Source organism: Arthrobacter sp. TS-15 (assembly GCF_006964045.1).
Taxonomy (GTDB): domain Bacteria; phylum Actinomycetota; class Actinomycetes; order Actinomycetales; family Micrococcaceae; genus Arthrobacter.
Genome location: NZ_SDXQ01000036.1, coordinates 1 through 24,479 on the forward strand (window position 1 = coordinate 1; position 24,479 = coordinate 24,479).

Here is a 24,479-nt window from a genome sequence, read left to right on the forward strand (position 1 = left end):
GTGGGGAATTCCCAGAAATCAGGCATCAGGCGCGGGTGCGGGTAGGAGGACAGGGCGTGGCCTTCTTTGGACTTTTCCTGACGGAACCCGTCCAAGTCCTCTTCCGTGAGCCGGCCTTCCATGAACGCCCGGGCGTACATGCCCGGCGAGGCGTGACCCTGGAAAAACACCTGATCCCCGCCACTGGGGTGGTCCTTGCCGCGGAAGAAGTGGTTGAACCCCACCTCATACAGGGTCGCAGCACCGGCATAAGTGGAAATGTGCCCGCCCACACCAATATCGGACCGCTGCGCACGATGGACCATCACCGCAGCGTTCCACCGCATATAAGCCCGGTACCGGCGCTCGAACTCCTCGTTCCCCGGGAACTGTGCTTCCTGGTCCACCGGGATCGTGTTCACATAATCAGTGGTCGTCACCATCGGCACACCCACCGACCTCGCACCGGCACGCTGCAACAACGAACGCATAATGTACTGGGCACGCTCGGTACCCTGCTCCGCGATCAACGCATCAAGGGACTCAATCCACTCCGCGGTCTCTTCCGGATCACGATCAGGCAGCTGGGCAGTCAACCCGCTGAGGATGTGTGAGGTCTCTTCTCCTGCAGCCACGTCCAACCTTCCTTTAGGCGCATGCATCGGCGCCTCAAGTCCGGCAGGGTATCTGCCCGTCGTGAACGCGTCGTGTGCGACATCTCTGTTTCAACAGCCCGGTCGGATGCGCCGGGCAGGTCTTGTGAGCGCGTGGCTGCCTTTGGGAACTTCCCGGGGCGATCGCCCTGCAGCCGTAGCGCTCATGGCCACTCTAGCTTTCGCGGCGTCGCGATGCGTAGCCGCGGGACCTGAGGAGCGTTGTATGTCACAGTCCGGGCCCCTCCGTGACGCAAAGCACGCGATCTTCGAGGACCCAAAACACCGTGTGGAATGCGGAATATGGCCGCTGGCTGGGACAATGGCTTGAAGCACACGCCCAAAGGGTGTTGGCTATTAGTAATGGAAGTCACTGCAAAAGGAGGAAACGTGAGCGAGGCCGACGCCGCCACATCGGTAAATGTGGCGGAAAGAATGGGTTTCAAAGATGGGGATCTGATTCAGGAACGCGGCTACGACGACGACGTCGATTTCGACTTGCGTGAGGACATCGAAGATGTCACTGGCTCCGAGTTGTTGGATGAAGATGATCATGATGTCGTGGATGCTGTTGTTTTCTGGTGGCGTGACGGCGACGGTGACCTTGTTGATGCCCTCATGGACTCTCTCACCAACCTGAAGGAAGGCGGAGTTGTTTGGGTGCTGACGCCAAAGTCAGGCCGTGACAACTACGTATCTCCGGCAGACATCCAGGATGCCGCACCCACCTCCGGGTTGCACCTGACTACATCGGCAGGGGTTTCAAAGGACTGGAGCGCCACGCGTTTGGTGCCCAAGAAGAACAAGTGACCGAAGTCCAGCAGGCACCTGCCTTCGTGCTCGCTCCCCAAGTAGGGCAGCTCGCACCGGATTTTGAACTGCTGAACCAGTACGGCGAGCCTGTGCGCTTGACCGACTTCCAAGGCCGCAACGTTGTTGTCGTGTTCTTTCCTTTTGCCTTCTCCGGGATTTGCACGGGGGAACTTTGTGAGATTCGCGACAACATCGCTGCCTTCAAGGATTCGAACGCCACGGTATTGGCCATTTCCGTTGACAGTAAGTTCGCCCAGCGGGCCTACGCTGAGCACGAGCAGTTCGGCTTTGATCTCTTGGCAGACTTTTGGCCACACGGGGCGGTAGCAAGAAACTACGGTGTCTTCGACGAAGCGAGTGGCATGGCGTTGAGGGGGACGTTCATCATCGACGCTTCGGGACTCGTCCAATATGTGGTTATCAACCCTCGCGGCCAGGCAAGGGACTTTGCCGAGTACCGTCGGGCGTTGTCGGCGTTGGCAGGGCAGTAGTCGTGAGCCGTCACAGCCCCGGGGTGGGTATGACTGGATTTGCCAGCATGGCCCCTGCGCCGGCCGCGCAACTGAGCCCCAAGGAACTGGAAGAACTGAGGGCTGCCTTGGATCTCCTTGGGGGGAAGCGCTTGGCTGTTCTCACGGGGGCCGGGTTGAGTACCGATTCCGGAATTCCTGATTACCGAGGACCGGGTTCTGCGCCTCGGAACCCCATGACCTACCAGGAGTTCATAGGAAGTGAGCCGAATCGTCGCCGTTATTGGGCGCGGAACCACCTTGGGTGGTCCCATCTCAGGCACGCCGATCCTAATGCCGGGCATATGGCCGTCGCCCTTCTGGAGCGGCGAGGTTTGCTGACAGGTCTTATCACCCAAAACGTTGACAGGTTGCACGAGGACGCCGGAAGCCTCAACGTGGTGGACCTGCATGGGCGCTTTGACCAGGTCATTTGCCTGGATAACGGGCACACCTTCAGCAGGCGCTTGATCGCAGCAATCCTTGAAGAAATCAATCCCGGTTTCCTGGAAGCCGCGTTGGAATCCGGAGTGGTGGAAATGGCTCCGGATGCCGATGCCACGGTGGAGGATTCTGAGCTCATCACCTCGTTCGTTATGGCTGTGTGCCCCATCTGCGGCGGGACGTTGAAGCCGGACTTCGTGTACTTCGGAGAGAACGTCCCCAAGGACCGTGTGGCCCGCGCCTACGGGATGGTGGATGATGCGGAGGCACTCCTCGTGGCGGGGTCGTCACTGACGGTTCAGAGTGGACTGCGGTTCGTGCGGCACGCTGCTAAAGCGGAAAAGCCAGTGGTTATCATCAACCGCGGAACTACCCGTGGGGATGACTTTGCACAGCTGAAACTGGAGCTGGGTGTGAGCGGCGCTTTGGACTACCTGGCACGCACTTTGCCGGATCTTCCCCGGGCTCATGAGTCGATTGGTGTTTCCGGCGGTTGATCATGTAGAGTCATTGTTCGTTGGTTGAAGCGCGGAGGAAGTTGCGAAGCGCGGAAACAGCACATTGGGTCTTTAGCTCAGCTGGTAGAGCGCCACGTTTACACCGTGGATGTCATCGGTTCGATCCCGGTAGGACCCACCAAGGAAAACCCCGCTGTTCAAGTCATAAGGCTTGGGCGGCGGGGTTTTTTGTCCCTCCGAATCCCGGCTCGGATCGATAGCTTCCGCAAACCTTAAATGTCAGAGCCACCCCCTACGGTTCTTTGCATGGAGCAGGTATACATCCCCACAGTTGAGCAAGGTGCCCCGGCAGTAATAGTGCGGGGAGGTAGGGAGTGGCCCATGGTTGTGGAACCTGTCCGCTGGTTTGAGCGGGTTGCCTGGTGGGAGGATTCCCGGCGGATGCCGCGGGGGCAGGGGCGGGTAGATGTTGAAGTCTGGCAGGTTCAGATTCGCTTGGGAGACAACCCGGAGTCTGGCATCGTCACCTGGGAATTGGTGCGGGACGGTTCCGGTGGCAGCTGGTCCGTACGGGGTGAGGAACTCGCTGCTGCGTAGAACTGGTCGGGGAAATGGATGAGCTCTCCACCACGACTATTGGGGGATGCCGCGGTGGAGAGCTCGAAGATGAATATACAGAGAACTTTTGGGTTTGAAAAGTATGGCCCATGACCAGGGGTTAGGGCGGTCGGCTTCCAGCCCTTCTTGCGGTCCTCATTCCACTATGATGAGTACTGTTCAGCAGAATGGACACCGAATTGCGATGTTGAAGGAGAATCATGGCCGATTCCCGCTCCTCCCGTTCCGAAGGGCTGGGCGCCTCATCGCCGGCGCCCGCCGTCACTCGTGCCGCTGCGGTGCTGGAGGCGCTTGCGGAGTCGCCTGCAGGCCGCTTGACGCTCAGCGACCTCTCGCGTGAACTCGGCATCCCCAAGTCTTCTACCTCCAACCTGCTGTTGGCGCTCGAAGAGGCCCGCCTCATCACCAGGCAGGGCGCGGATTTTGCCTTGGGTAGAAAGCTCGTTGAACTCGGTGCTGCATACCTCAGTCGACTCGACGAGGTCCAGGAGTTCTATAAATACTGTGAGCAGGCCCCTACGCTCTCCGGGGAGACCGTAAGGATCGCGATGCTCGACGGTGATCACGTCATCTACCTGGCCCGGTACGAGGGTCACCCGGCCGTTAGGTTAACGTCCAATATCGGCGACAAGATGCCCGTCTCGCTGTGCAGCGTAGGTAAGGCGCTCATTGCGCAGCTGCACGATCACGATATCGACTCCATGTTCCCTGATGGCATGGCGCTCCCCACCATGACTGCCAACTCCCTCAAGACTGCTGAGGAGCTCAAGGCGCAGATTTCCGCTATCCGTAAGCAGGGGTACGCGTTCGAAGACGAAGAGTCCACCGTGGGGGTGGTGTGCCTGGCCGTTCCTGTCCCCACTCATGGAGCCCATGGCCCCAGCCTCGGTCTGTCCGTGACAGCACTGAAGGCTACGTATTCGGACGAGCAAGGCGCGCTCATGGTCAAGGAACTCAAGGAGTTGGCACGGTCATTGGGCAACCCCATGGGCTAGTCTGACCGGCCGAATTAATAAATCTGATTACAACCTTGGCAGCGCGTTCAACAAGCTGTACGCTGTTCATCATAGTGATCTTGGCGGTGATGCCATCACTATCTCACTGGGCCAACGGGGGCCCGGGGTGATTTTGAGGGAGTGCTTGTGATAACTCGTGCAAATGAAAAGCTCGCAGCCGAGGCTGACGACGCCGTAGTTGAGCCGGAACAGCTCCGCAGGGCTACATTGGCCAGCTCTGTGGGATCGGCGCTGGAGTACTACGACTTCTACATTTACGGCTTGGCGTCGGCGCTGATCTTTGGTCCACTGTTCTTTTCGCCGCTGGGCCCCGATGGCGCACTGATTGCTTCCTTCGCAACCTACGGCGTTGGCTTCGCCGCACGGCCGTTTGGTGGTTTGATCTTCGGCTACATCGGGGACAGGTTTGGCAGGAAAATGGTGCTGATCCTGACCATCGCGTTGATGGGGACGGCGAGCTTTGCCATCGGCCTGCTCCCTACGTTCGAGCAGGCCGGAATGCTCGGCGCTGTTCTGCTGGTGACGCTGCGAATCGTTCAGGGACTGGGAGCCGGGGCGGAGCAGGCCGGCGCAACAACTTTGATCTCGGAAGTGGCTCCGCGTCGCCGTCGTGGGTTCTTCGCTTCGCTGCCGTTCGTCGGCATCCAGTTAGGCACGCTCCTCGGTGCCGGAACTTTTGCTCTTATTGCGATGGCGGATAAGTCCGTCCTGCAGGGCTGGTTGTGGCGAGTGCCCTTCCTTGCCAGCTTCATTCTGATCGCAGTAGCCATCTTCATCCGCCTCAAGCTCAAGGAAACCCCGGCCTTCCAGGAGCTGGAGAAGCACAAGAACGTGGTCAAGAATCCGATTGGCGCGCTCTGGAAGCACTCAAAGAAGAATGTCCTGCTGGGCATTGGTCTTCGCATGGGAGAGAACGGCAACTCATCGATCTACTCCGCACTGCTGGTGTCATTCATGAGCATGCCGGCAGGTGTTTTTGCAGGCAACAACTCGATTGGTCCTATTGGGTTGTTGATTGCGGCCGGGTTCGCCGCCGTTCTGGTGGTCACGTTCGGCGCGCTATCCGATAGGTTTGGTCGAGTGCCTGTCTACCGCTATGGAGCTCTCTTCCAGGCGATCATCGCGGTTCCCGCCTTCTATCTGGTCACTCTCGGAAACGTCACTCTGGTCTGGGTAGTCATGGCGGTAGGCATTGCAATCGGTGTCCAGTCGATGCTCGGCCCACAGTGCCCTCTGCTCCCCGAACTCTTCGGATCGCAATACCGTTTCACCGGCGTGGCCATGAGCCGCGAAATTTCAGCGGTTCTGGCTGGTGGCTTGGCGCCGCTGCTTGGCGCGCTCATGTTGGCTGCTACAAACCACTCATGGCTGGTCCTGGCCATCTACTCGCTGGTCCTGGCTCTTATCTCCTTCGTGACCACGTTCTTCACGCCTGAAACTGCAGGCAGGGACCTCGTCAGCACGGAAGACGCTAAGTAGTTCCCCAACGAACAACCGGGCGCAGGAATACCTGAAAACCAACAGAAACAGCGCGGCACCTTCCTTGTGGAGGGTGCCGCGCTGCTTTGTCTTGGACACAAAAACGCGTCCGAGGAGTGTGATGGCAAAACCCCGGTGGCAGTGCAGAATTGGTGCAGCGAATGAGGAGCGTGTCCATGACGGCTACCAAGGGCCTCACATCACCGGAAAGTCCTGGTCAGGTCCGGGCGGGCGGACGGGGTACAAAGTTTAGGCCTGAGATTCAGGGCCTTCGATCTTTGGCCGTGCTCATGGTCGTCACCTACCACATCTGGTTTGGCCGGGTTTCCGGTGGGGTGGATGTCTTCCTGCTGATTTCGGCGTTCCTCATGACCCTGCAATTCGTGAGCCGTTTCGAGGATGCCCGGCCGGTATCACTGGTGCGGCACTGGTTGCACCTGTTCTGGCGACTGCTGCCCGCCGTCGTGGTGGTGCTGCTTGGCACGTTGGCGGCCACGTATGTGGTCATTCCCCGCACGCGATGGATTGAGATAGTCAACCAAGGCTGGGCGTCCCTCTTCTACGTTCAAAATTGGCTGCTTCAGCGCCAGGTGGTCAACTACTACGCAGCAGACCACAGCGTGGCAAGCCCTTTTCAGCACTTCTGGTCCCTGTCCATTCAGGGGCAAGTGTTCATCCTGTGGCCTGCCATTTTTGTTGCTACGGCTTGGGCGTGCCGCCGGTTCAGCTTGCGGTATCGGGCCGTGCTGCTAGGAGTGTTCGGACTGATTTTTGTAGTTTCGCTGGCCTATTCGGTCTATTTCACGGCCGCCCATCAGGAACTTGCATATTTCGATACGTTTGCCCGGCTGTGGGAGTTTGCGTTGGGAACCCTGGTGGCGCTGTTGCTTCCCTATCTTCGGCCCGGCCGCGGGCTGAGGGGCGTGCTGGGGTGGGTGGGCATAGCCGCCATGCTGAGCTGCGGTGCTGTCCTGCAGGTCCAGACCGCGTTTCCGGGTTTCGTGGCGCTGTGGCCGACCCTCGCGGCCGTGGCTGTCATCGTCGCGGGGCAATCTGGAAGCCGCTTCGGAGTTGACAGGATCCTTTCGTCCAAGCTGCTGGTGGGGCTGGGTTCCACCTCATATGCCCTTTACCTGTGGCATTGGCCGCTGTTGGTGATCACCTTGGTGTGGATCGGCCAAGACCACGCAGATGCGATCACCGGCACCTTGATTGTGGGTGCGTCCTTGGTGTTGGCGTTTCTCACCACCAGGTTTGTAGAGCAGCCCCTGCGTGCATGGAGGTGGCCGGAAGCTAGGAAACGTCGTCTGGCTGTGGCTGTGCTGGTTTGCCTGGCAGTGGCTGCAGCCCCGATGGCGCAGTTTGGATTCCAGCAACAGGCGGAGAAGAACCTTATTGCCAAGCAAAGTGATGATGACAACCCCGGAGCGCGGGCCTTGCTACCTGGCTACGTTGACCGGGTTGGCGACGGCGCACGGACACTGCCCACCCCTGAGCAGCTTCCGGAAGATTGGGGAAAGCTCGATGGCCCGTGTACCGGTGAGCTCCGCCCCACGGATCCGGTGCTTTTTGCAGAGTGCCAGCAGAACGACGTCGGCGCTGACGCGGAGAAGACCGTCTTTGTGGTGGGTCAGTCCCATTCGCTGCAATGGCTCGGAGCGATCGGTCCGCTGGCCAAGGAGAACCGCTGGCGTGTCCAGGCAGTCACCTTCGGTGCCTGCCCTTTCATGACTGAAACCGATGAGGTAGGGGACGAATGCAATGCGTTCAACAGGAACGTCAGGGAACACATCCGTATCCATCGGCCCGATGCTGTCTTCCTGGTAGGAACAGCGGCAGTTCCCGACTCACCTGACGAGGACCTCACGTGGGGGCTCGACGAGTTGGTGGGTGAAATTACTGATCAGGGCGTGGAAGTCATCGCCATGCGCGACAACCCGCGTTTCTCCTTTAGCCCCAGTGAATGTGCCATGGCCTCCGGAGTGGATGATCCGCGGTGCCGACCTGCCCTGTCTTCGGTGCTCGCCGAGACCAATCCTTTGGATCAGTTGGAAGGGACTTTCACGGGATTGTCCATCCTGGACATGACGGACCTGATCTGTGACGGCACGGCCTGTCCAGGCATTGTGGGCAACGTTTATGTATACCTCGACGACAACCACCTCTCGAGCACTTATGTCAGGACCATGACCGACACGTTGTCCGAGAGGTGGTTTGACGCCACGGGTTGGTAGTTGCCGGCTTAGTAGAAGTGGACCGGATCAACCAGATGGGGGAGTTCGCCGCCGTCCAGGAAGGTGCGCAGGTTGCTGCAGAAGCGTTCGGCGATGAGCCGGTTCTCGGCAGCACTCAATGCAGAAGTGTGCGGGGACACCAGGACCTTGGGATGGTTCCATAAGGGGCTGTCCTGGGGGAGCGGTTCCACCGCGAAAACGTCCAGGCAGGCGTATGAAAGCTGGCCGTTGTTCAGCGCCTCCAGCAAGGCGTCTTCATCCACCACGGTTCCGCGGCCCACGTTCACAAACACGGTGCCCGGTTTCATGGCGGAGAAAATGTCACTGTTGAAAAGATTCTCCGTGTACGGCGTGCCGGGAAGTGTATTGATCACGGCATCGGCATCAGCCACCAGGCGGGGAAGACCATCATTGTTGGTGACCTCCTCGATTCCCTCGATGGATTCCACAGTGCGCTTGGTTCCGCTGACTTTCATGCCCAGCGCCCGCACGATTCGGGCAGTTTCCATGCCAATTTCACCGAGGCCGGCGATAACCACTTTCGAGCCGTTGGCCAGTTTGGTGGGTGTTCTCAGCTCTGGCCAAACCTTGGCGGCTTGATCCTGCGCCATTTCGGCGCTGCGCTTGAAGCCGTTGAGGATGCCGAAGGCTGAAAACTCTGCCAGCGGCAGCGCGTGGACACCTGCGGACGTGGTCACGCGGAACTTCTGCAGGGTTTCGGTGTCGAGCCCTGAAGCCTTGACCGCGCCACCGGCTCCTGCCGCCATGGCGTGAATCCACTGCAAGTGCGGGTTGCTCGCAGCGATGCGCGCCAATCCGGCTGGGCTTTCATTGGGGAAGCCGTACAGGACCTGTGCCCGGTTGAGCATGTCCCAGTAACGTTCCTCCTGCTCGGGTGTGCGCGTGAATTCCGGATCGCCGGCGTGATCGGCCGGGAAGCGTTCCGGCGGCAGGAGCTCGGGTTCGTAGAGAACTGTTATGGAAGGATCTACAGCGCGGATCAGCTCTACATGCTCGGCTTCGAGGGGTACAGCGATGGCGATGGTAAGTTCATCAGTCGTCATAGTGTTCATCATACTGAATGGCGGCTAGGATATTGAACAGAATTTCTGTAGATGACCACAAAGAAGTGAGGTTACCCACCATGACAAGCAAACGCGTAGGCTTCGTTGGCTTAGGTCTCATGGGAGCCCCCATGGCATCAAACATCTCCAGAGCAGGTTGGGACGTCACCGCCTGGAATCGCTCCGGGGCCGTCTTTGAAGGCCTCTCCGGCGTGCGGCGCGCAGCAGCCGTGGCAGAGCTGCGGGACGAGGACACCATCATCTTTATGCTCCCCGATCTGCCCTTCATCGAGGAAGCCGCCGCGGACCTTCTCGAATCATGGCGGAACAAGGCACCCCGGCCGGGTACCGCCGTCGTCGTCATGAGCAGCGTTTCCCCCACCGCGGTCCAACTATTTGGCGAAACTGTTCATGAGGCATCCGGCGGCAATGCCGTGGTGGTGGATGCGCCGGTCAGCGGCGGTACCGCCGGGGCGCACAGCGGAAGCCTTGCCATCATGGTGGGCGGCACCCAAAGCCAGTTCGAAGCGCTCAAGCCGCTTCTGGAAACCATGGGGACCACGGTCCGGCGCATGGGGCCGCTGGGTTCGGGGTCGCTCGCCAAAGCCTGCAACCAACTCATCGTAGGGACAACGACGGCGGCCCTCGCCGAAGCGGCTGAACTCGCGGAACGCTCCGGCATGGACGTGCAGGCACTCTTTGAGGTCCTTTCCGGAGGGCTGGCCGGAAGCCGGGTGCTGGAGAACGTTGGCCCACGCCTTGCCGCCAAGGACTATGCGCCCACCGGGCCGGCAAAGTTCATGCACAAGGACCTCGGCTTCGTGCTCACCAGCGCACAAGCCGTTGGTTCCGCGGTCCCCATGGCATCGGCAGCAATCGACCTTTACGCCGAACTCAAACGCCAAGGACTCGGTGATCAAGACCTCGCCGTTGTCCGTCAGGCCATCGCAAACCTCAGCCTTTCACCAGCCGCGACGTCGAACAGCAACTGAACCGGCGCAACACCAGAAGGAATGAAGAACAAAACTATGAATGGACTTTTTGATCTGACCGGGCGGGTTGCCTTGGTCACTGGTTCAAGCCGCGGTATCGGCAATGCCCTGGCCAGGGGCCTTGCCGATGCAGGCGCGACGGTGGTGCTCAATGGCATCAGCACTGAACGCCTGGAGAAAGCCCACCAGGCCATGGCCGCTGACTATCCGGTGGAAAGGGTCCATAGCCGGGCTTTCGATGTCACCGACGCAACGGACGCTGCTGAGGGTGTGGCTTGGATTGAACAGAACGTGGGGCCTTTGGACATCCTGGTTAACAACGCTGGAATTCAGCACCGTGTCCCCATGCTGGAGCTCGACGTCAAGGACTGGGACCGCGTCATCACCACGGACCTCACCAGCGCCTTCCTGGTAGGCCGGGAAGCGGCACGGCATATGATCCCCCGGGGACACGGCAAGATCATCAACATCTGCTCGGTCCAAACGGACCTGGCGCGCCCCACCATCGCCCCCTATGTGGCTGCCAAAGGCGGACTACGCAACCTCACCCGCGCCATGACGGCAGAATGGGCCGCCTCCGGTTTGCAGATCAACGGAATCGCGCCGGGGTACATCCACACGGAAATGACCCAAAACCTGGTGGACGATGCTGACTTCAATTCCTGGATCCTTGGCCGGACCCCGGCCAATCGCTGGGGCACTACGGCAGACCTTGCCGGGCCCACCGTATGGCTCGCCTCCCAGGCCTCGAACTTCGTGAACGGCCAGACGATCTTCGTCGACGGTGGAATGACGGTGGTGGTCTGATGAGCATTATTCTCCCGGCCTCAGGCCCCGCCGTGGTTGCCCATGGCAAGGGCGACCTGAGGATTGAAGACATCTCCTTGGCAATACCGGCTACCGATGAAGCGATCGTGGAGATCGCCTACGGCGGGATCTGCGGATCAGACCTTCACTACTGGCTGCACGGAGCAGCAGGGGAGTCGATCCTCAAAGAGCCCATGGTCCTTGGACACGAAATCGTGGGCGTAGTGGTCCAGCAGGCAGCCGACGGTACCGGCCCCGCCGAGGGAACCCCCGTGGCCGTCCACCCAGCAACCCCGGCACCCGGCGACGTCAGATACCCCCAGGAACGGCCCAACCTCTCCCCGGGCTGCACCTACCTTGGCAGTGCTGCCCGGTACCCCCACACAGACGGCGCGTTCAGCCGCTACGCAAACCTTCCCTCAAGGATGCTGCGCCCGCTTCCGGAGAACCTGAATCTCCGTACTGCCGCCCTGGTTGAGCCCGCCAGTGTCGCTTGGCACGCCGTAAGCCGCGCGGGAGACGTCAGGGGAAAGACAGCCCTGGTGATTGGCAGCGGTCCGATCGGTGCACTCGCCGTTGCCGTCCTGAAGCGTGCCGGCGCGGCCCGGATTGTCGCCGTCGACATGCATGACAAGCCCCTGGAAATCGCCCTTGCCGTTGGCGCCGATGAGATCCTCAAAGGCGACAACACCGAGGCCATCGCGGCAGTGGACGCCGACGTCGTTATTGAATCCTCTGGAAGCCATTTTGGCCTTGCCTCGGCCATCAAGGGCACTACTCGCGGCGGCAAGGTGGTGATGGTGGGACTCCTGCCGTCCGGACCCCAGCCGGTGTTCATCTCCCTCGCCATCACCCGCGAGCTGGAACTCCTTGGCTCGTTCCGCTTCAACGACGAGATCGATGAGGTCATTGCTGCACTGGCCGATGGTTCGCTGTTCGTCGACCCCGTGGTAACCCACGAGTTCGGCCTTGCCCAGGGCCTGGAGGCTTTTGAGGTGGCGAAGAACTCCGCTGAATCCGGAAAAGTGCTGCTGAACTTTCAGGGATAAAGACTAGTTCCTGGCGACGGGGACGAACACGCGGGGCTGGTCATTCCAACTGGGTGCCAGCTCCGCAATGGTCTGCTTCATGATTTTTGCAGCGGCTTCGCGCGCGACGGACCCGTCGCCCGCATCAATCGCGTGGGCGACGTCCATGTGCCACTGAAGCGCTTGCTTCTGGGGATGTTCCGGCATAAGTCCGTGCACAGTTCTACCTGTGAGGGTCTCCGTGACCTGGCCAATCAGGTTGGCGAACATTTCGTTGCCGGAGCCGGAGAGGACCAACGCGTGGAACCTGATGTCGAGGTCAAGGAACCGGGCCATGTCACCGGCATCGCCGGCTTCCTTCATGGCAAGGGAGATGCCCACCAGCTCCTTCCGAAGACTTTCCGGGGCGTTCCCGGCGGCCAGTTCCGCTGCTACAGGTTCGACGGCGGAACGCAGCTCAGCGAGCGACCTCAACTGGGCGCCGCGCCCTTCGCCGGCCAGCCGCCAACGAATCACCAGAGGATCGAAAGGGTTCCAACGATGTGCCGGCAAGACCCTGATGCCTACTCGCTTGATGGTCTCCACAAGTCCCAGCGACTGCAGCACACGGACGGCTTCACGGACCACTGAACGCGAAACTTTGAGTTCGTCTTCCAAATGCTCGGCCAGCATGACATGGCCCGTGGGCAGGGCGCCGCCGACGATTTTGGTGCCCAAGTGCTCTACGGCGCGGTGGTGGAGGCTGGTTGACATAGAGGTAAGCATAGTGGCGCGGCGACCTCAGATGCGCAGAGGAATCCGGGGCGGCATCATAGACTGTTTATGACGCGGCACCGTTCCAAAACGTGGGCGCCGCTTTCCCGCACCTGGCTTAAATACGTATGGTTTATTACAGCCCCTGGTTTTGAAATCGCTTCCCGCGTGCCCCATTGGGTATCGGGCGACTGTTTGTACACGAACTTGTACAAGAACGAAATGGAGTTTTGATGTCAGCACACATCGGTGTCACCGGCCTTGCGGTGATGGGCGCCAACCTGGCCCGCAACCTTGCCCGCAACGGCTTCACCGTGGCTCTCCACAACCGCTCCGTGGAAAAGACTGACGCCCTGCTGGAAAAGCACGGCACGGACGGCGACTTCATCCGCACGGAAACACTGCAGGAACTCGTCGACTCCCTTGAAAAGCCCCGCCGCGTCCTCATCATGGTCAAGGCAGGCGCTCCCGTTGACAACGTGATCGAGCAGCTCGAGCCGTTGCTTGAAGCCGGGGACATCATCATCGATGCCGGTAACTCGCACTACGAGGACACCCGCCGCCGCGAAGCTGCCCTGGCCAAGAAGGATCTGCACTTTGTCGGCGTCGGTGTCTCCGGTGGCGAAGAAGGCGCCCTGAACGGCCCGTCCATCATGCCCGGCGGCTCCAAGGAGTCCTACGACGCCCTCGGACCCCTGCTGGAGAAAATCTCCGCCAAGGTGGACGGCGAACCGTGCTGTGCATGGATCGGCACCGACGGCGCCGGCCACTTCGTCAAGATGGTCCACAATGGCATCGAGTACGCCGACATGCAGGTTATTGGTGAAGCATTCGACCTCCTCCGCTCCGGTGCAGGCATTGAGCCCGCCGAGCAGTCCAAGATCTTCGCTGAGTGGAACAAGGGCGATCTGTCCTCCTTCCTGATCGAAATCTCCGCAGAGGTCCTGGGCCACGTTGATGCCAAGACCGGCAAGCCGTTTGTTGACGTCGTGGTGGATGCCGCAGGTCAGAAGGGCACCGGACGCTGGACGGTCATCTCCGCTCTGGAACTGGGTTCCCCGGTCTCCGGCATCGCTGAGTCCGTTTTCGCCCGCGCACTGTCCTCCCAGACAGAGCAGCGCAAGCTCGGCCAGGAACTGCTCGCCGGTGAAGAAGCTTCCGTGGAAATCCCCGAAACCTTCGTCGAGGACGTCCGCCAGGCTCTCTACGCCTCCAAGCTGGTCTCCTACGCCCAGGGCCTGGACATGCTGACCTCCGCCGCCAAGGAGTACGGCTGGGACCTCAAGCTGGACGAGATCGCTTCCCTGTGGCGCGCCGGCTGCATCATCCGCGCAGAACTGCTCAAGGACATCACCAAGGCCTACGCTGCCGATGAGAAGCCCGCCAACCTGCTGTTTGCGCCGGCCTTCACCAAGGCCATCGCTGAAGCGCTTCCGGCTTGGCGCCGGGTTGTAGCCACGGCTGTCCAGCTGGGCATCCCCGTTCCGGTGTTCTCGTCCTCCCTGGCGTACTACGACGGCCTGCGCCGCAAGCGCGTTGCCGCCGCCCTGATCCAGGGCCAGCGCGACCTCTTCGGTGCACACACCTACGGTCGTGTGGACACCGAGGGTACGTTCCACACCCTCTGGGGCGAAGACAAGTCCGAGATCTCGGCCGTCGACACCCACTAGCAGCACCATTCCGCAAGGCCGGTTCCTCCCAGTTACGCTGGGTGGGCCGGCCTTTGCCGTACCCAAAAGCCCGGCCACACAAGTGAAGGAGACCACCATGGCAGCCCGGACTGCGCTGGTTACCGGAGCCTCCACCGGAATCGGTTTTGACACGGCCCTTGCACTCCAAGCTGCCGGATTCACTGTCTACGCAGGCGCACGTCGTGTGGACAAGATGGAACCGCTGAAGCAGCACGGCATCACTGTCATGTCCTTGGACGTCACGTCGGAGGAATCGATGGCGTCCGCGGTGGCGCTGATCGAAGCTGCCCATGGACCAATTGACGTGCTGGTCAACAACGCGGGCTACGGTTCCTATGGCTCACTGGAGGAAGTTCCGTTGGCTGAGGGCAGGCGGCAATTTGAGGTCAACGTCATGGGCCTGGCGAGGATGAGCCAACTCGTCATTCCCGGGATGCGCAGGGCCGGATCAGGCCGGATCATCAACATCACCTCAATAGGCGGCAAAATATATGAGCCGTTGGGCGCCTGGTACCACGGCACCAAGTTTGCGGTGGAGGGCATGAGCGATTCGTTGCGGCTTGAGTTGAAGCCACACGGAATCGACGTGGTCATTATTGAACCATCGGGAACAGACAGTGAGTGGGGCGCCATTGCGGGGGAGGGCCTGCTCATGGCCTCGGGCAGCGGGCCCTACAGGCAACAAGCGCACGTTGTGGCTGCCGCGTTGGCATCCACCTCCGGAACCGGCCATGTGTTATCTACGCCGGCGGGGGTTGTGGCAAGAACCATTACTCGCGCCGCCACGGCAAAACGCCCCAGAACCCGTTACCCGGTGGGCAGGGGCGCCTGGGGCGTCCTGGCGATGCGTAAGATTCTTCCAGACCGCGCCTTCGACATTGTCTTCTGGAACTTCTACCGAAGGCTTGCCGGTTAGATCCGGTATTCGATGTAGTACTCCGCCGGATCCACCGCCGGTTTGGTTTCGGACCGGGCATCACGGTGCCGCCACGTGGCGGGGATGCCTGTGATGATGGACTCCGGTGGTGCGTCCTTCACCACCACGGCGTTGGCGCCGATAGCGCTGCCGGCACCGATGATAATGGGACCCAAGACCTTTGCACCGGCTCCAATGGTGACGCGGTCGCCGATGGTTGGGTGACGCTTGACCTTGGCCAACGATCGTCCGCCGAGCGTTACTCCGTGGTAAATCATCACGTCCTCGCCGATCTCGGCTGTTTCACCAATCACCACTCCCATGCCGTGATCAATGAAGAACCGCCGGCCAATGGTCGCGCCGGGATGGATTTCGATGCCGGTGAGGAATCGAGCCAACTGGGATATCAGGCGCGCAGGAAAACGGAGCGCCGGATTCTGCCAGAGCCGATGAGTTATCCGATGCGCCCAAATGGCGTGCAGTCCGGAGTAGGCGAAAAAGTTCTCAAAAGAGCCTCGAGCCGCCGGGTCGTGGGACCGGGCGGCGTCGAGGTCTTCCTTAAGCCTTGCGAAGAAGCTCACAAAGACCTTTCTACAGGAAATGAAGGCGTGCCGGCGTGGTGTTAGCCGCGGATGTCGTCGAACAGCACCGTGGAAATGTAACGCTCCCCGAAGTCGCAGACCACGGCCACGATCAACTTGCCGGCATTCTCAGGGCGCTTGGCCAACTCGAGGGCACCCCACACAATGGCGCCGGAGGAAATGCCGCCGAGGATGCCTTCACGTGCGCCGAGGTCACGGGCTACGCGGACCGAGTCTTCCAGGGTGGCGTCAAGGACTTCGTCGTAGACGTTGGTGTCCAGGATTTCCGGAACAAAGTTGGCGCCGATGCCCTGGATCTTGTGCGGGCCAGGGGCTCCACCGTTGAGGATCGCCGAATCTTTGGGCTCGATGGCCACAATCTGCACACCGGGCTTGCGTTCCTTGAGGACCTGGCCAACACCGGTGATGGTGCCACCGGTGCCTACGCCGGCCACAAAGATGTCTACTTCACCGTCGGTGTCTTCCCAGACTTCCTCGGCAGTGGTGGCGCGGTGGATAGCTGGGTTGGCCTCGTTGGCAAACTGCTGGGCCCAGATGGAGTTCTCCGTGTTGGCAACGATTTCCTGTGCCTTCTCGACGGCACCTCGCATGCCTTCGGATCCGGGCGTCAGGACGATTTCGGCACCGTAGGCGCGCAACATGACGCGGCGCTCGGTGGACATGGTCTCAGGCATGGTCAGGATGACCTTGTATCCGCGTGCTGCGCCCACCAGCGCAAGTGCGATGCCGGTGTTCCCCGATGTACCTTCGACGATGGTTCCGCCCGGCTTCAGGGCGCCGGACTTCTCGGCAGCATCAATAATGGCCACGCCGATGCGGTCCTTGACGCTGTTGGCCGGGTTGTAGAACTCGAGCTTGACGGCAACCGTGGCGTCGAGGCCTTCGGTGAGCCGGTTCAAACGAACCAGCGGGGTGCGGCCGACCAGCTGCGTGACGTCGTCGTAGATCCTTGCCATGAAAATTACGCCTATCTCTGAAGAGGGATTGCTGAGGTCAGCCTAACCAGCGGGATCGAAACCTCGCTAAGCAGTAAGCCATGCAGAGTAATATTTCCGGGCCTTTGCCAACTTCGGGTTGATGATCACCTGGCAATAGCCCTGATAAGGGAACTTTGCATAGTAATTCTGGTGCACTTCCTCGGCCTCGTGAAACTCGGGAAGTCGGCTGACCTCGGTCACAATCGGATCGGACCACAGGGACTGGGCACGCTCGATGGCTTCCTCGAAGAGGACCTTTTCTTCCGTCGTTGTGTAGAACATTGATGAACGGTACTGGGTGCCGACGTCATACCCCTGGCGATTCAAGGTGGTGGGGTCGTGGAGGGCAAAGAACATGTCCAGGATGACTTCTTCGGGAACTACGGTTTCATCGAAGGTCACCGCAACGACTTCTGCGTGGCCGGTGGTCCCGGAGCATACCTCGTAGTAATCAGGATTGCGGACGTGGCCCCCGGTGTAGCCGGATACCACAGAGCTGACGCCGCGGGTCTTCTGGTAAACGGCATCAAGGCACCAGAAGCAGCCGCCGCCAAGTACGAAAGTTTTCATGTTCTCTTCAATGGATCGGAGGGCCTGATGATTCCCGCTTCACCTTACGGGAGAATTACGGCACCAGGGAGGTGCCACGGAGTGGCGGCTACTTGATGGGGGCTCAGTAGGGAAGAAATCTGGCTCAGTAGGGAAGAATAAGAGCATGGAAGCAGTAAACACCCACACTTCTGATGTGGATTCCGTCGAAGAGGACGAAACAGAGGACGGCAACGCTGATCCTACGCTCGGTCAGGTGTTGCTGGCTGTGGAGGAACTGTGGCCGGAGTCCCTGGCTGAAGACTGGGATGAGGTTGGCCTTGTTGTTGGCCGGCCCAATGTTCCCGTCACCAAAGTTCTCTTTGCCGTGGATCCCACGCTGGCCGTGATCGATGAGGCCGTGGAGTGGGGAGCGGACCTGCTGATCACCCATCACCCGCTTCTTCTCAAAGGCGTGAACTCTGTTGCGGCCACCTCAGCGAAGGGCCTAGCGGTGCACCGGCTGATAGAGGCAGGGACAGGGCTGTTGACCGTGCACACCAATGGAGATTCAGCCGTGGGTGGAGTTTCAGATGTTCTGGCTGATGCCTTCGGCCTGGAAAACGTCACGCCCTTGACGCCGGCAAGCAACGGTTTGCCTGAGGAGGGTATTGGCAGGGTAGGAGACCTCCCTGAGCTTGAGACACTCGGTGACTTCGCTGCCCGCGTCTTTGAAATGTTGCCGGCCGTCGCAGGCGGTGTCCGGGTAGCTGGAGACAAAGACGGCCTGATCCGGCGCGTTGCGGTGTGCGGCGGAGCCGGTGATAGCTTGTTCGACGCAGTTCGAGCCGCCAACGCTGATGTGTACGTCACAGCAGACATGCGTCACCATCCAGCATCCGAAGCCCGTGAGGGCGCCACCAATGGCCGGCCCTATTTGATTGACGTTTCGCACTTCGCCAGTGAGTGGCTGTGGCTGCCTGCTGCCGCTGAAGCGTTGGGCAACGTGCTGGCGGACCAGGGCTACGACGTCGAGATCCGCGTCAGCGGCACCAACAGTGATCCCTGGGACTTCATACTCACTCCCGGCGGGGACTAGAGTCTAGAAAGATATGGACAGCCCTGACAGTCAGAGGCGGTCCGGCCGGACCTGATCCCCAGGCCGGCAGCTAATAGCGGAGGTAAGCGTGGAGAAAGCAGCACCGGCAGAACAATTGAAGTTGCTTGAACTGCAGGGACTGGATGCCAAGCTCAGGTCGCTTGCGGGCCGCCGGAAGGTTCTGGAAACGGATCCACGCATCACTGACCTCACGGATGCGCTGAGCGTGGCCAACGGCGAGCTCGGCTCGGCCAAGGTTGCCGTTCACGACGCCGAAGCCGAACTTCGCCGCGCGGAAGCGGATGTGGAACAGGTAGCCACCCGTATCCAACGCGACGAGACCCGGCTGAACAGCGGCACCGGGCTGTCCAAGGATCTTGTGGCGCTGCAGAGTGACATTGCCTCTCTCAACAAGCGTCGCTCGGACCTTGAGGACGTTGAACTCGAAATCCTGGAGCGCCTGGATACTTTGCGCGAGCGGCAGGCAGCCCAGCAGTCGATCGTTGACGACATTCAGGGTTCCTTTGGCAGCATCCGGGCTGAACTGGATGAAGCCATTGCCGAGATCGCCGCCGAGGAAACAGTGGTACGGGGGCAGCGCGCCGCCTTCGCCGAATCCTTGGACGCGGGCATTCTCGCCATCTATGAGAAGACCATTGCCAAACGTGGAGTCGGGGCAGCACGGCTGTTCCACGGAAAGTCCGAAGGCTCCGGCATGATGCTCAGCCCTGGTGACCTCGCCGAAGTCAAAGCCGCCGCTGAGGACGATATTGTCTTTTGCCCGGATTCAGGTGTCATCCTGGTCCGTTCGGCGGAGTGGAACTGAGAACGCCCAACATCAGTTGGACGCTCAGGTGGTGAGGATGATGTTGAGCGCGTGCGGCTTGCGGGCCGTGCCTTCAACGAGTTCAGCAGTCCAGATCTCCCGGGCAGCCTTCAAGAGCTGATCCGGGGTTGCCGGGGCCTTACCGCGCCGGGTCAGCAGGTGGCGGGCCAGTTCCCCGCGGGTGTGTTTGGCGAAGTGACTGACAACCGTGCGCTTGCCGTTCGCTTCGTTGAACACATTGACGTTAACCGTCTGCGTCGCCGGGGGAGCCCAGGCAGCGGCGTAGGTACTGGAACGGCAATCCACCAAGAGTTCGCCCTCGGCGCGTGAGGCGAGGGCCGCGTTAAGCTGCGGCTTCCAGTATGAGGCGAGGCGGCCGACGTCGGGCAGTGCCGTTCCCATGGACAGGCGATAGGCAGGCACGTGGTCGCCGAAGCCTATGGCGCCCCACAGGGCGGAAACCACCAGGACGGATTCGTTCGCCTTGCGGCGCTGCGTTGGCGTCATGCTGTTGTAGCCCAAGGCGTCGTAGAGGACTCCGGAATAGACCTGATGTGCGGGAGCGGCTGGTTCGGCATGCAGCCGGGTATTGCGTTCGACGTCGTCCCGCAACGAGGCGCCGACCCCCAGCAGCGCCAGTGCATCCTCGTGCGCGCTCACCGTACCCAGTGCTTCGAGTACTTTTGCACGGTAGGGGTTCAGTTCGGGGAAGCTGAGCGATTCCCAGTTAATGGCGGGACCGTTGGCAGCGGGGGTCTTGCCTTCGGAAGGCGGCAGCAGAATCAGCACCAGTCGATATTACCGGGGACTTTGGTAGGCCCCAACGCCGGTAGACTGGACGGCGGATGGGTCGACCAGGCGGTCGCGCGTCACGGAAGTGGCTCGAGGAACGTCCGGGCTCCGAAGAGCAGGGTGGTGGGTAACGCCCACTCGGGGTAACCCGCAGGCCAGTGCCACAGAGAACAGACCGCCTGCGCGCTGTGATGTTTTGCATCGCGGGGCAGCAGGTAAGGGTGAAACGGTGGTGTAAGAGACCACCAGCTCCCTGGGTGACCGGGGAGGCTAGGTAAACCCCACCCGGAGCAAGGCCAGACAGGACACGCTTGAGGGCTGCTCGCCCGAGTGTCCGGGTAGGCTGCTGGAGGGCGTCGGCAACGGCGTTCGTAGATGGATGGCCGCCACTCCCTTGCCGGTAACGGCAGGGGATGACAGAACCCGGCGTATCGGTCGACCCATCCATTTATGACTCCCGGATTTGTGCCGTGTGAGTGATTTCACGCCCCGGGGCGGCCTGCAGCCCTTCCTTCCGCCCTAGAATGGTTACTGAACGTAGATGTTCTGCCGCCGGGACTGCGTTCGCAGCCGGCGGATTTTCTTTGCTCTCGTTCAAGGCGCTGTGGGTGGACCGAAGCCCGCCGGCGCATGTGCCGCAGGACTACTCCGGGCGGCCGCTGCCATCTGCATACGAGGACGTATGTGGTTGACCCAAGGAAGGTAGTTCTGTGAGCCAGACGTCAGATTCTTGTCTTGATAAGTGGATGGGCCGGGAGGCTCTCGCCGAGGCCATGATTCCGGTAATCGGCCGGTTGTACCGGGAAAATAATGTGGTCACGAGCATCCACGGCCGGAGCCTGATCAACAAGTCCACCATGAACATCCTCAAGGCCCACCGTTTTGCGCGCCGGATGAGCAACCACGAGCTGCTGCTCGAAGAGACTGCGCCGCTGCTGAACGCGTTGTCTGAGTTGGAGCTCGGCGCAGCCGCCATTGACATTGCACGCTTGACTGAGAAGTTCCGGGCCGAAGGCAACGGTGCCTCCCTGGATGAATACCTGCGCTCCGAGCTCGCGGAGATCGTGGGAAAGCGTGGCGCTGACGACCGCACCAGCACCGACGTCGTTCTCTACGGCTTTGGCCGTATCGGCCGTCTCCTGGCCCGCATCCTCATTGAAAAGGCCGGTGGCGGACACGGCCTGCGGCTCCGCGCCATCGTTGTTCGCAAGGGCGCTGAGAACGATCTTGTGAAGCGTGCCAGCCTGCTGCGCCGCGACTCCGTTCACGGTTCCTTCGAGGGCACCATCCGCGTGGACGAGGAAGCCAACACCATCACCGCCAACGGCGTGCAGGTCCAGGTCATTTACTCGGACAACCCCGCCACTGTGGACTACACCGCATATGGCATCAAGGATGCCTTGGTGGTGGACAACACCGGCCGTTGGCGCGACGCCGATGGCCTCTCCCAGCACCTGCAGAGCAAGGGCGTAGCCCGCGTCCTGTTGACGGCACCAGGCAAGGGCGACCTCAAGAACATCGTCCACGGCATCAACCACAAAGACATCTCCGATGACGACAAGATCGTCACCGCGGCGTCCTGCACCACCAACGCCATTACGCCGGTGCTGAAGGCTATCAACGACAAGTTCGGCATCATTCACGGTCACGTGGAAACGGTTCACTCGTTCACCAACGACCAAAACCTGATCGACAACTTCCACAAGGGCGACCGCCGCGGACGTTCCGCAGCCCTGAACATGGTCATCACCGAGACCGGTGCCGCCAAGGCTGTAGCCAAGGCGCTCCCGGAACTTCAGGGCAAGCTCACGGGAAATGCCATCCGCGTACCCACCCCGGATGTCTCCATGGCCATCCTGAACCTCAACCTTGAGAACGGCACCACGCGCGACGAAGTCAACGACTTCCTCCGCGAAATGTCCCTGCACTCGGATCTTCGCAAGCAGATCGACTACATTGACTCTCCCGATGTGGTGTCCACTGACTTCGTTGGCTCGCGTCGCGCCGGCATTGTTGATGGCCTCGCAACGATTTCCAACGACAAGAACCTGGTTCTTTACGTCTGGTACGACAACGAGTTCGGCTACTCCTGCCAGGTTGTGCGTGTCATGGAAGAAATGGCCGGTGTGAACCCGCCGTCGTTCCCCGCGCGTGACGTGATTGCTCCCATCGCAGTACTTGAAGGGGCAGGAGCCTAGGCGCTCCGAAGTATTCGCGGGTTTCCCGGCTGAGTCACTGGTATCAGCCGGGAAACCTGATCAAAATGGGTTCATGGAAAACGAATCAACGTTGGAACATGAGACCACGCTTGAACACGCCTTGGACGTAGCCAAGGCCAACCACAAACAAGCGCAGAAGCTTCTGGACCAGGCGGTGGCGGGAAACGCCGCAGGTGATGTGCCGGACGAACGTGTAGAACAACTACGAGGACTCCTCGCCCTGGCAACCGAGGACCTGCAACGCGTGACACGGGAGCAATAGACCCGGTCACGCGCCACCTCACTGCAGTGTGACTTCTCCTACACACTGTGGATATCGACTCTGATGTCGGGGCTTTGTCCTACGCTCGAAGGACGTCGCCAGTCCCACTGAACGGAGTCCCTTGAGTACCACTTGGTCTGCCTACAAACGCGCCCGGCGGAGGTCACGTCAAGCGTGGGCCATTCTTGGATTGGCAGCTGCAACCGTCGTTGCAGGGCTTTCCTGGTACTTCACCGCCGGCCAATTCAACGCCGCAGAACCGTGGGCGGCCGGCCCCAGCGAAGCACCCGTCTTCAATCCTGATTGGATGAAACCCCTTCGCGGGGCGGCACTTGTTCCGCCCGAGAAGGCAAGCGATGCTTTGGAACATCTCCCGGTCAAAGGACGTGCGCAGAAGTCGGACTACGACAGAGCCGCCTTCGGCCAAGCCTGGGCAGACGCTGACCGCAATGGATGCGATACCAGAAATGACATTCTGCGGAGGGACCTCTCCGCAGTCGAGTTCACGAAGGGTTCATCGTGCAAGGTCTCTGGAGGTAGCTTCCACGAACCTTACACAGGGGCGCAGGTAACATTCCAAAGAGGCCAGGACACCAGCGCCGCCGTTCAAATCGATCACGTAGTAGCCCTCGCCGACGCCTGGCAGAAGGGGGCCCAGCAGCTCACTGTCCAACAGCGGCAAATGTTTGCGAACGACCCCCTGAACCTGATCGCCGCGGACGGACCCGCCAACGTCAAGAAAGGTGCAGGAGATGCCGCCACGTGGCTGCCGGCCAACAAAAATTTCCGCTGCCATTACGTCGCGCGGCAAGTCTCGGTGAAGGCGGCGTATCAACTGTGGATTACGCAAGCCGAAAAAGACGCCATGAAGCGGGTCCTTTCCTCTTGCCCGGACCAGCAAACCATCTACAGTGCCAGGTGACCGTGCCCCAGCTGCCAGGTGCCGCCGTCGTCGATCCGTTCCAGGACCACGCGCTGAAGCGAGGTTTCCCGCGGAAGCCTATCCAGGTTGTCCAGTCCCCGCTGCCTGAAGGTGAAGTAGATGGCATCCGTAGGAGCATCAGTGCAGCGATCCAAGGTGAAGCGACGAGCAAAGGACGCGATGTTGCTCTTAGGCAGGCGCTCCACGAGGTACGGGTCCAGCATCCAGGAATCGCATATGGCTTTGTGGGCAGGCATGTCCGGAAAATACCGGGTGAAGAAAGCCCGAGCCAGCGAGAAGCTGGCATCCACTAATTCGGGGGAGAGCGACCCATCCTCGGGAATGTGGACCCCCAGAACCCACTCTGAGCTTGGATCTGCGGCGGGCACCAAATGGAACTGTAGCCGTCCCAGCCGGAATAGATTTCCTGCCATGTGCAATGTCAGCCAGGCCCAGGTATCCAGTCCAAACCGTCCATGGACCCGTCGGTTGATGCGGAGCTGTAGACCCAGGTCTGCCAAGGAAGCAGCCGAAACCGCCGGACTGATTCCGAGACCCACATGATAAGCGTGAACTGACGGGGCAAAACGGAGCAGGGCTTCGATCCAGACCGCCTCCACGGCGCCTTCTGCCCGGATGCTGTCTACCGGAAAGGCACCAAGCCTCTCCTGCATCGCCTCCATAGCCTGAAGAACGGGCTCATCCGCAGGCGTGTCCAGAAGGTGCGCGCATTCAGCGGCGTCGTCTCCGGTGATATCCAAGAGCTCGAAAAGCTCCGTGTACGGGCTGGCGGCCACG

24 protein-coding genes, 1 tRNA gene, 1 other RNA gene and 1 pseudogene are annotated in these 24,479 nt (G+C 60.7%); 19 read left to right on the forward strand and 8 right to left on the reverse strand.

What is annotated here, in order from left to right:
• Positions 1-614, reverse strand: a pseudogene (locus EU811_RS13900) (pyruvate dehydrogenase (acetyl-transferring), homodimeric type); the annotation flags it as partial.
• Positions 615-1,022: 408 nt separating this feature from the next.
• On the opposite strand from EU811_RS13900, the gene EU811_RS13905 reads away from it, so the two are divergent.
• From EU811_RS13905 to EU811_RS13940, 8 genes are all read left to right on the forward strand, one after another.
• Positions 1,023-1,442: a DUF3052 domain-containing protein gene (locus tag EU811_RS13905; protein WP_024817136.1), complete on the forward strand. Its 420-nt coding sequence runs from the start codon at positions 1,023-1,025 to the stop codon at positions 1,440-1,442.
• Positions 1,439-1,936 carry a peroxiredoxin gene (locus EU811_RS13910; protein WP_142938958.1) on the forward strand — a complete coding sequence of 166 codons (498 nt, stop codon included), beginning with the start codon at positions 1,439-1,441 and terminating at the stop codon, positions 1,934-1,936. Before EU811_RS13905 ends, EU811_RS13910 begins: the two co-directional genes overlap by 4 nt.
• Before the next feature lie 29 nt (positions 1,937-1,965).
• Entirely contained in the window at positions 1,966-2,895 is a 930-nt protein-coding gene (locus EU811_RS13915; protein WP_187697195.1) for an NAD-dependent protein deacetylase, read from the forward strand.
• 66 nt (positions 2,896-2,961) lie between these two features.
• A tRNA-Val gene (locus EU811_RS13920) sits at positions 2,962-3,037 on the forward strand.
• 125 nt (positions 3,038-3,162) lie between these two features.
• Positions 3,163-3,453: a hypothetical protein gene (locus EU811_RS13925; protein WP_142938960.1), complete on the forward strand. Its 291-nt coding sequence runs from the start codon at positions 3,163-3,165 to the stop codon at positions 3,451-3,453.
• A gap of 221 nt (positions 3,454-3,674) precedes the next feature.
• On the forward strand, positions 3,675-4,469 hold the full coding sequence (locus EU811_RS13930) for an IclR family transcriptional regulator (RefSeq protein ID WP_142938961.1): 795 nt from the start codon (positions 3,675-3,677) through the stop codon (positions 4,467-4,469).
• A 141-nt stretch (positions 4,470-4,610) separates the two neighbouring features.
• Positions 4,611-5,969: an MFS transporter gene (locus EU811_RS13935; protein ID WP_142938962.1), complete on the forward strand. Its 1,359-nt coding sequence runs from the start codon at positions 4,611-4,613 to the stop codon at positions 5,967-5,969.
• Positions 5,970-6,145: 176 nt separating this feature from the next.
• Entirely contained in the window at positions 6,146-8,203 is a 2,058-nt protein-coding gene (locus EU811_RS13940; protein WP_142938963.1) for an acyltransferase family protein, read from the forward strand.
• An 8-nt stretch (positions 8,204-8,211) separates the two neighbouring features.
• Here the strand turns inward: EU811_RS13940 and EU811_RS13945 are convergent, their stop codons facing one another.
• Positions 8,212-9,279, reverse strand: a complete 1,068-nt coding sequence (locus tag EU811_RS13945) for a D-2-hydroxyacid dehydrogenase (protein WP_142938964.1) — start codon at positions 9,277-9,279, stop codon at positions 8,212-8,214.
• Between the two features lie 68 nt (positions 9,280-9,347).
• Here EU811_RS13945 and EU811_RS13950 point away from each other — a divergent pair, with 68 nt between their 5' ends.
• Genes EU811_RS13950 through EU811_RS13960 form a run of 3 tightly spaced genes read left to right on the forward strand, consistent with a single transcriptional unit; the run spans position 9,348 to position 12,115 of the window.
• Positions 9,348-10,259 carry an NAD(P)-dependent oxidoreductase gene (locus tag EU811_RS13950; RefSeq protein ID WP_142938965.1) on the forward strand — a complete coding sequence of 304 codons (912 nt, stop codon included), beginning with the start codon at positions 9,348-9,350 and terminating at the stop codon, positions 10,257-10,259.
• 36 nt (positions 10,260-10,295) lie between these two features.
• Positions 10,296-11,066 (forward strand): SDR family oxidoreductase, encoded by a 771-nt coding sequence (locus tag EU811_RS13955; protein WP_142939134.1) that lies wholly within the window; start codon positions 10,296-10,298, stop codon positions 11,064-11,066.
• A complete protein-coding gene (locus EU811_RS13960; protein WP_142938966.1) occupies positions 11,066-12,115 on the forward strand; it encodes an L-idonate 5-dehydrogenase in 1,050 nt (349 codons plus the stop codon). The genes EU811_RS13955 and EU811_RS13960 overlap by 1 nt, the downstream gene beginning before the upstream one ends.
• A gap of 3 nt (positions 12,116-12,118) precedes the next feature.
• Here the strand turns inward: EU811_RS13960 and EU811_RS13965 are convergent, their stop codons facing one another.
• The gene (locus EU811_RS13965) at positions 12,119-12,847 is read right to left on the reverse strand and encodes a FadR/GntR family transcriptional regulator (RefSeq protein ID WP_142938967.1); all 729 of its coding nucleotides are present in this window, start codon (positions 12,845-12,847) and stop codon (positions 12,119-12,121) included.
• Between the two features lie 233 nt (positions 12,848-13,080).
• Here EU811_RS13965 and gndA point away from each other — a divergent pair, with 233 nt between their 5' ends.
• Together gndA and EU811_RS13975 are read left to right on the forward strand one after the other, a co-directional pair.
• Positions 13,081-14,517: an NADP-dependent phosphogluconate dehydrogenase gene (gene gndA / locus EU811_RS13970; RefSeq protein WP_142938968.1), complete on the forward strand. Its 1,437-nt coding sequence runs from the start codon at positions 13,081-13,083 to the stop codon at positions 14,515-14,517.
• 97 nt (positions 14,518-14,614) lie between these two features.
• A complete protein-coding gene (locus EU811_RS13975; protein WP_142938969.1) occupies positions 14,615-15,454 on the forward strand; it encodes an oxidoreductase in 840 nt (279 codons plus the stop codon).
• Here the strand turns inward: EU811_RS13975 and epsC are convergent.
• The 3 genes from epsC to msrA all read right to left on the reverse strand — a co-directional run bounded on the left by epsC (position 15,451) and on the right by msrA (position 17,603).
• Entirely contained in the window at positions 15,451-16,035 is a 585-nt protein-coding gene (epsC, locus tag EU811_RS13980) for a serine O-acetyltransferase EpsC (protein WP_142938970.1), read from the reverse strand. The genes EU811_RS13975 and epsC overlap by 4 nt on opposite strands.
• A gap of 41 nt (positions 16,036-16,076) precedes the next feature.
• Positions 16,077-17,012 carry a cysteine synthase A gene (cysK, locus tag EU811_RS13985; RefSeq protein WP_062069167.1) on the reverse strand — a complete coding sequence of 312 codons (936 nt, stop codon included), beginning with the start codon at positions 17,010-17,012 and terminating at the stop codon, positions 16,077-16,079.
• 66 nt (positions 17,013-17,078) lie between these two features.
• Entirely contained in the window at positions 17,079-17,603 is a 525-nt protein-coding gene (msrA, locus tag EU811_RS13990; RefSeq protein WP_142938971.1) for a peptide-methionine (S)-S-oxide reductase MsrA, read from the reverse strand.
• A gap of 145 nt (positions 17,604-17,748) precedes the next feature.
• Between msrA and EU811_RS13995 the strand changes: the two genes are divergently transcribed.
• Positions 17,749-18,660, forward strand: coding sequence for a Nif3-like dinuclear metal center hexameric protein (locus EU811_RS13995; RefSeq protein WP_142938972.1), 912 nt, complete (start codon positions 17,749-17,751; stop codon positions 18,658-18,660).
• Positions 18,661-18,748: 88 nt separating this feature from the next.
• Complete coding sequence (locus EU811_RS14000; RefSeq protein WP_142938973.1) at positions 18,749-19,486, forward strand: zinc ribbon domain-containing protein; 738 nt, start codon at positions 18,749-18,751, stop codon at positions 19,484-19,486.
• A 24-nt stretch (positions 19,487-19,510) separates the two neighbouring features.
• Here EU811_RS14000 and EU811_RS14005 read toward each other — a convergent pair whose 3' ends face one another.
• Positions 19,511-20,275, reverse strand: a complete 765-nt coding sequence (locus EU811_RS14005; RefSeq protein ID WP_142938974.1) for a YaaA family protein — start codon at positions 20,273-20,275, stop codon at positions 19,511-19,513.
• A 57-nt stretch (positions 20,276-20,332) separates the two neighbouring features.
• On the opposite strand from EU811_RS14005, the gene rnpB reads away from it, so the two are divergent.
• The 4 genes from rnpB to EU811_RS14025 all read left to right on the forward strand — a co-directional run bounded on the left by rnpB (position 20,333) and on the right by EU811_RS14025 (position 23,681).
• An RNA gene (gene rnpB / locus EU811_RS14010) (RNase P RNA component class A) lies at positions 20,333-20,725 on the forward strand.
• A gap of 263 nt (positions 20,726-20,988) precedes the next feature.
• Positions 20,989-22,476 (forward strand): glyceraldehyde-3-phosphate dehydrogenase, encoded by a 1,488-nt coding sequence (locus tag EU811_RS14015; protein ID WP_142938975.1) that lies wholly within the window; start codon positions 20,989-20,991, stop codon positions 22,474-22,476.
• Positions 22,477-22,549: 73 nt separating this feature from the next.
• A complete protein-coding gene (locus EU811_RS14020; RefSeq protein WP_142938976.1) occupies positions 22,550-22,759 on the forward strand; it encodes a hypothetical protein in 210 nt (69 codons plus the stop codon).
• Positions 22,760-22,880: 121 nt separating this feature from the next.
• A complete protein-coding gene (locus tag EU811_RS14025; protein ID WP_142938977.1) occupies positions 22,881-23,681 on the forward strand; it encodes an HNH endonuclease family protein in 801 nt (266 codons plus the stop codon).
• Here the strand turns inward: EU811_RS14025 and EU811_RS14030 are convergent.
• On the reverse strand, positions 23,666-24,478 hold the full coding sequence (locus tag EU811_RS14030; protein ID WP_142938978.1) for an acyltransferase domain-containing protein: 813 nt from the start codon (positions 24,476-24,478) through the stop codon (positions 23,666-23,668). The genes EU811_RS14025 and EU811_RS14030 overlap by 16 nt on opposite strands.
• Between the last annotated feature and the right edge of the window lies 1 nt (position 24,479).

Coding starts and splice junctions, on each gene's coding strand:
- EU811_RS13995 (WP_142938972.1), top strand. CDS start 17,749: ATGGAAGCAGTAAACACCCACACTTCTGATGTGGATTCCGTCGAAGAG.
- EU811_RS13960 (WP_142938966.1), top strand. CDS start 11,066: ATGAGCATTATTCTCCCGGCCTCAGGCCCCGCCGTGGTTGCCCATGGC.
- EU811_RS13945 (WP_142938964.1), bottom strand. CDS start 9,279: ATGATGAACACTATGACGACTGATGAACTTACCATCGCCATCGCTGTA.
- EU811_RS13965 (WP_142938967.1), bottom strand. CDS start 12,847: ATGTCAACCAGCCTCCACCACCGCGCCGTAGAGCACTTGGGCACCAAA.
- EU811_RS13955 (WP_142939134.1), top strand. CDS start 10,296: ATGAATGGACTTTTTGATCTGACCGGGCGGGTTGCCTTGGTCACTGGT.
- gndA (WP_142938968.1), top strand. CDS start 13,081: ATGTCAGCACACATCGGTGTCACCGGCCTTGCGGTGATGGGCGCCAAC.
- EU811_RS13915 (WP_187697195.1), top strand. CDS start 1,966: ATGACTGGATTTGCCAGCATGGCCCCTGCGCCGGCCGCGCAACTGAGC.
- cysK (WP_062069167.1), bottom strand. CDS start 17,012: ATGGCAAGGATCTACGACGACGTCACGCAGCTGGTCGGCCGCACCCCG.
- EU811_RS13940 (WP_142938963.1), top strand. CDS start 6,146: ATGACGGCTACCAAGGGCCTCACATCACCGGAAAGTCCTGGTCAGGTC.
- EU811_RS14020 (WP_142938976.1), top strand. CDS start 22,550: ATGGAAAACGAATCAACGTTGGAACATGAGACCACGCTTGAACACGCC.
- EU811_RS13925 (WP_142938960.1), top strand. CDS start 3,163: ATGGAGCAGGTATACATCCCCACAGTTGAGCAAGGTGCCCCGGCAGTA.
- EU811_RS13950 (WP_142938965.1), top strand. CDS start 9,348: ATGACAAGCAAACGCGTAGGCTTCGTTGGCTTAGGTCTCATGGGAGCC.
- EU811_RS13930 (WP_142938961.1), top strand. CDS start 3,675: ATGGCCGATTCCCGCTCCTCCCGTTCCGAAGGGCTGGGCGCCTCATCG.
- msrA (WP_142938971.1), bottom strand. CDS start 17,603: ATGAAAACTTTCGTACTTGGCGGCGGCTGCTTCTGGTGCCTTGATGCC.
- EU811_RS13975 (WP_142938969.1), top strand. CDS start 14,615: ATGGCAGCCCGGACTGCGCTGGTTACCGGAGCCTCCACCGGAATCGGT.